At 32.6% G+C, this 5,885-nt stretch carries 6 protein-coding genes; 1 reads left to right on the top strand and 5 read right to left on the bottom strand.

Going from position 1 to position 5,885, the window contains the following annotated elements:
* The coding region (locus AC1DRF_RS14860; RefSeq protein ID WP_477741030.1) for a hypothetical protein at positions 1 to 502 on the top strand (502 nt) is incomplete at its 5' end.
* A 1,001-nt stretch (positions 503 to 1,503) separates the two neighbouring features.
* On the opposite strand, the gene AC1DRF_RS14855 is transcribed toward AC1DRF_RS14860, so the two are convergent.
* The 5 genes from AC1DRF_RS14855 to AC1DRF_RS14835 all read right to left on the bottom strand — a co-directional run.
* A complete protein-coding gene (locus AC1DRF_RS14855; protein ID WP_116740902.1) occupies positions 1,504 to 2,673 on the bottom strand; it encodes an FtsW/RodA/SpoVE family cell cycle protein in 1,170 nt (389 codons plus the stop codon).
* Positions 2,674 to 2,853: 180 nt separating this feature from the next.
* Complete coding sequence (locus AC1DRF_RS14850) at positions 2,854 to 3,939, bottom strand: DUF4030 domain-containing protein (protein WP_477741029.1); 1,086 nt, start codon at positions 3,937 to 3,939, stop codon at positions 2,854 to 2,856.
* Entirely contained in the window at positions 3,923 to 4,450 is a 528-nt protein-coding gene (locus tag AC1DRF_RS14845; protein ID WP_218813111.1) for an RNA polymerase sigma factor, read from the bottom strand. Before AC1DRF_RS14845 ends, AC1DRF_RS14850 begins: the two co-directional genes overlap by 17 nt.
* Positions 4,451 to 4,864: 414 nt before the next feature.
* Complete coding sequence (locus tag AC1DRF_RS14840; protein ID WP_477741028.1) at positions 4,865 to 5,578, bottom strand: VanZ family protein; 714 nt, start codon at positions 5,576 to 5,578, stop codon at positions 4,865 to 4,867.
* Positions 5,575 to 5,885: PadR family transcriptional regulator (locus AC1DRF_RS14835; protein WP_477741027.1), on the bottom strand; the 311-nt coding region annotated here is incomplete at its 5' end. The genes AC1DRF_RS14835 and AC1DRF_RS14840, both read right to left, overlap by 4 nt.

The raw sequence follows: 5,885 nt of genomic DNA, 5'->3' as shown, positions 1-5,885 counted from the left end.
GTGTGAGCCTAAAGAGGGAGATGACACTACGTTTCTAGCTATCTTAAAAACTAAAAAGGGAGACCTTATTTACCCTGCTGGAAATGAACATAATTCGGATTTGATCAATTCTCTTATGATAAAGGCAAATGAAATCTTAGACTCAACAGAAGCAATATATAAAAGTGATCTTGACCCAGAAACGCTAAACAATAAAGTTGTCACTTTTGTTAATCAAGACTTAGACCCAACAACCGATGAAAATACAGTTATGAATTTTGACTTGGGTGGAGCTCTTAGTAGTATTGGGAACGCTATTGGGAACACAGTAAAATCAGGTGTGGAAGCAGTGAAAAAAGAAGCCGAGGAAATTGGAAAAGAAATCGTAAAAGCTGGAGAAAAAGTTGGAAAAACAATCGTACAAGTTGGAAATATTGCCGTAGATATAGGGAAAGTATGTGCTGATCCTGAGAAATTTCATCAGCATATGGATGAACTTGATGAGCACATAAAGGGGAAATAAAAAACTAAATTGCTGAATGATGAAATCGTTCTTCTGCGAGATTCAATAAGACCCTTGAATAAAAATTAATCTATAACATAAGCCAAATTCCTTAACGTACAGGCATTTGGCTTTTTTCGAGTCGAATTTTGCTTAGTGTACAAAAAGTAATTTACCTTTATAGACGATATGTCATATTCAATTTTAGATCATTGTGTACTTGCAATAATGAATAATATTCTATATGTTGAGCGAACTACAAAAGGGGCGTAACCCCTTCCATTTATGACATTTTCTTTTTTCTTCATTTGCTGTTAGTATATTTTTTAGGAAATAGGAACAAAATGTAATCGAATACCTTCCRAMATTGGTATTTCTAACCCACTTTCTTTAATGAAAAGCTACTGTTGAGGCACAGTAGCTTTTCTATTTTAGGCTGTATATGCTATACAAACTTAGTTTACATAAGACTGATTATGTTTAGTTTCACTTTCTGTCATATAATTAAGTAAATATAAACATACTTTATTAAAAATAATGTTATCATTTACACACGTTATAGAAAAAGTCCACATTTGTCGTCACTAAGTATAAATAGTAAAACCTTAAAAATATATAAAATACTTTAATGTTTACTTAAAGAATAACAAAACGTAGACAAGGTTATTTTCTATAAATATAGTGAATGACAACATTTTTTTAAAAGGTATATGTATATGAATCTACAAATCTGGCCAGACTACTAACGTATTCCCCCTATTCCAATAAATTTGAAAATCCTTTGCAGGTTTGCAAAGGATTCTTTTTTTTGTTCACTTAATTATGAGATTATAAATCTAACTTACTTTTTTAACTTATTTTGCTTAAAATATTTGGATCAGGTTAATAGGCTACAAGCACCACATAAAAAAGCCAATGTACAAGAGTCCAAAAGATACAAATAAAATATATTTTAATATATGTAGACGTGTTTGAGACGTCATATTTGGTTCATTACTTTTCACTTCTTGATTCATTTCTAGTTACCTCTCACTTTGGTCGAAAATATACACATTTGATCTAAAACTAATATTTAAAACGAGTCCCATCAAACACATGCTACTCATAAGAGAACTGCCCCCATAGCTTATAAAAGGTAAAGGAATGCCTGTAATAGGTAGAAGACCTATACACATTCCTACGTTCTCAAGAACATGGAAGAAAATAACGGATATAATTCCTGTACAAATGTACGTAGAATATTTATCCTTTGTATGAAATGCTACCGTTATAATTTGATAAATTAATACCATAAACAAAAGGAGAACCAAACTTGTTCCCACGAATCCATAATTCTCTCCAATTGCACTAAAAATGAAATCTGAATGCTTTTCCGGAACATACACAGCATAATGGGAGGTATCTCGCCCTGATATAGAACCCGAACCAATTGCCTTTACAACCTGCAAGTAGTTGTAGGAAAGACTTCCAGCATATGATTCTGGATCAAACCACGCATAAATACGATCAAACTGGTAGGGGTGTAAATGAAGATATTTTTCTAGGATTGCCGCATGATTCAGTACCATATATAAAATGATAGAAGCGACTACTCCCATAGAAGTAAAAATAGGAAGAATGAGCTTCCACGTGACACCTGAAATAAATAACATCATAAAAAATAAAAAAATCATTACGAGTGCTGTTCCCAAATCGGGTTGTTGCATAATCAAAAGTATCGGGATAGAAAGAGTTGCACCCAATTTTCCAATCAGCAGCAAATCACTCCTGACATCTCTAACTCTAAATTTTTCATTGTGTTGTTGAATTACTTTACTAAACGCTAATATTAATGAGATTTTCATGAACTCGGATGGCTGTATGGAACCAATTCCAGGAAGCACAAACCAACTTTTCGCATTGTTTTTGAGAGGAGCAATACTTGTGGGCGAAATAATTAGCAAAATAAGAATAAAAATAGTAAAACCGTAGAAAAACCACGTGATCCGATTCAATTGGTCTTCATCAGGCCTCATCATCATGAAGATAATGACTCCGCCTACAATGTACCATTCCACTTGTTTAACGACGAAGTTTGTTGTGTACTGTCCAGTTTGCTGGGCATTAAAAATAGCGACACAACTAATAATAAAAAATAACAAAAGGGTGAAAGCAAGCCCATAATTAAAGCTTTCTGATTTTTTACGTTCCATCTGTAAAACACCATTTCTATATAGATTTGTTGAGATCAATAATTAGACGCTTCAAACTTAAAATAGTTTTCAATTTTCGAGGGAAATTCACTTATATATATCGTAATTCGTTTGATTCAACTTAATGAGAAATACCCAAAGAAATAGCGAGTCTATTCCTGAGGGTATTAACCTGTCTATTTAATTTAGTTTTTTCTCTCTGTTATCGTAAATAATGATTTTATAAGAATCACCTTTTATTTTGGCCTTCATGTCTTTTGTTTGAAGGAATTCATCAATAACTTCCTCAAGTTCATTGGCAAACTGCTTATCCTTTTCAGAATGACTTAATGAGGTGTAGATGAGTAGTTGTGGTTCAGCATGAACAGAATATCCGATCGTTTCCACATGATATTTCTCTTTCCCTACTAAATCCTCACCAACTTCATTAATAATATCTCCCCATTTCCCTTCTTGATCACGTTTCTTGAGGTTTATTTTATATACTTTGATTGACATTTTTTCTTCTTTATTTTTAACGAGCACATTGTTAACTATTTGTTTAATCTCTTTAATATGGTTCTCAGTATCAGGTACCTCAAGTTCCACTTTCACATCTTGATCAAAACCTCCAATAGTGGAAGATAACACATGGTAATTATGTTCTTTCAATTCTGTATTAATCTCATGATCAATTTTATCGTATTTTTCTTGACGAGGATCAGGTTTATACTCATATTCAGAAGGGTCATATCTTGTAATCTTGACTTTATAACCGTCATAATGACGTGCTTCTAACCTATTTCTTACAATCTTACGAATATCACCTTTTACGCTCTTAAAGTATTTTTCTGTTCCCGTTACAGATATCTCAATCTGTTTTTTTCCGCCGTAATAAGTTTGACCTAAAGAATCAATTTTATATCCTTTTTTCTCAAGCTCTTTATACAATACATCAGATACAGGCTCTTGTTTAAACAGCTCTCCTAAGTAAGGGATTTTGGCAGCCACTTGGGCCATTGCTGGAGAAACAAATGCTGAACTAATGAATGCCCCACTCAAAATGACAAGTGCAATGCCACAGTAGGCAACATTTCTTAGAGAGCGATTTTGTTTCTTGAAGAATACATCTTTTTCAAATTTTACTGATTCTGATTGTTCCAATTGGTCAATGGCTTTTAAAAGTCGCTGTTTATGTTTTTGTTTTCGGTTTGATTTCCAGACCAATTCTTCATTCAATTTTTCCAGTGAACTATCATCCATAAAAGAATTAAACCGTTTCTTCATATACATATCCGTCCTTTACTAACTGCTTTCTCAAAGCAGGAATTGCTCTGAACTGTGTAGATTTTACTTTGCTTTCAGACCATCCTAGGATAGTAGCTGTATCTTTAACAGAAAACCCCTGCACTTTTCGTAGTACAATGACCTTTCTGTGGGCTTCTTTAAGCTTTTCTAACGCTTGATACAGTTCTAGAGAGGTTTCTTTCAACTCAATCATCTCTTGAGGTAGAGGATTATTGTCTGTTTTAGAAAGAACAAAATCTTTCAAAAGACTTAAGGGTTTTTGTTTCCTAAAATAATCCATGGTAACATTATGTGCAATACGGAACAGCCACGTCTTTTCGCTAGAGTTTTTCTGAAAGGAATCATAAGAAAGGTAAGCTTTTACAAATGTTTCATGCGTTAAATCTTCAGCTTGCTGATAATCTTTCACCAGCATTAAAATAAATTTTAATATGGCGTCGCTATGGTCGTCATACCAACGCTCGATTTCTTCTTTTTTTGTATTTTCCAATATCCTGACCATCCTTTTAACCAATATTCGTTACTTAGACGAGAGTTTTTCAAAAAAAGTTGTGTTTTTTATACAAAAAATAAAAAAACTCTCTTATTTGAGAGTTTTTAATAAAGATCTTCATACTTTTCCGTATCTGTTTCGTAAAATGAAAATATAGATACATTTTTTAAAACTTTCACTTACGCAATAGGGTAGTGCGAAATTGCTATGTAAAGATTGCATAACTGGTGCAACCTTTGAGTAAACTACTTGAGAAGTCTTTCAGGACTCCATTTACAACCTAATATTTATCAGTAGAAAAAGCTATCTTTCCTAAAGATGGCTTTTTCGCCTTGTAGTTAACATAAAACCATTTTCTAGGAACAAAAAAGCAGTTGAACATATCTATTTCAACTGCTTTTTTCTTTGATATTATTTATGAGTAGTTTTAAAAGAAACCAATTGTACAGCTTTCAGGCTTAGAGTTCTCAATAGTTTATAACTTAAATAGCCTATATAAGCACCAACAACATTGAGGATAATATCATCAACATCACTTTGTCCTCTATGTGCTACAAATTGGATAACCTCAATAATAAAACTAGCTAAGAGCGAATAAATAAGAACATTTTTTACGTTAATACACTTTTTAAATAATACAGGTAAGAAAAAGCCTAAAGGTGCAAATATAGCTATATTTCCAAATAGGTTATATAAAATCGTACTTAAATTAATATGATCAATGCCAGTTGCATACCACATAATTGATTTAAAAGGGATAATATTTATATTCATCTTCCAATCATAGGGATTGTATACGCCAGCTGACGACCTTCCTGGTCCACCTATTAAAATAATCCATACAACACATACGTAAAAGGAAAACAACACACCACTTAGGATTTTTAAAGGCATTTTATATGGAGAAATAACCTTATTTAATTCTTTACTCAAAGCTTTTTCATTTCCAAATGCTTGAGTAGCCAGTTTGATAGCTTCTTCCTCACTATATCCATCAACGATATACTCTTCTGTGAGAAGTAATAGGTGATCTTGGAGTTCTGATTCTAACTCTCTTTTTTCTACATCTGACATATCTGTTTGTTCAACAATATGCTTGATATAGTTCTTTAACTCTTTATTCAACTTAATCCCTCCGTACATACTTGAATAAGACGATTTACTTGTCTCCATTCGTTTGTTTTTCTATTTAGTTCTTCTTTTCCTATGTCGGTTAACTTATAATGTTTTCTTCTTGCTGCAGCTACAGAATCTMCCCAATAAGATTCTAAATATCCCTTCTTTTCTAGACGCTTCAAAGCCGGATATAACGTACCCTCGCTCATTTGATATAAGTCATTACTTTTATCTTTTAAACTTTTAGCAATTTCATAACCATATGTATAACCTTGTGCAATGACAGAAAGAACAAGTATATCAATACTCCCTTTCA

It is taken from the genome of Priestia sp. P5_B4, from assembly GCF_056400385.1.
The sequence above is the reverse complement of the archived record's forward strand: the minus strand, read 5'-3'. Positions and strand labels throughout refer to the sequence as shown.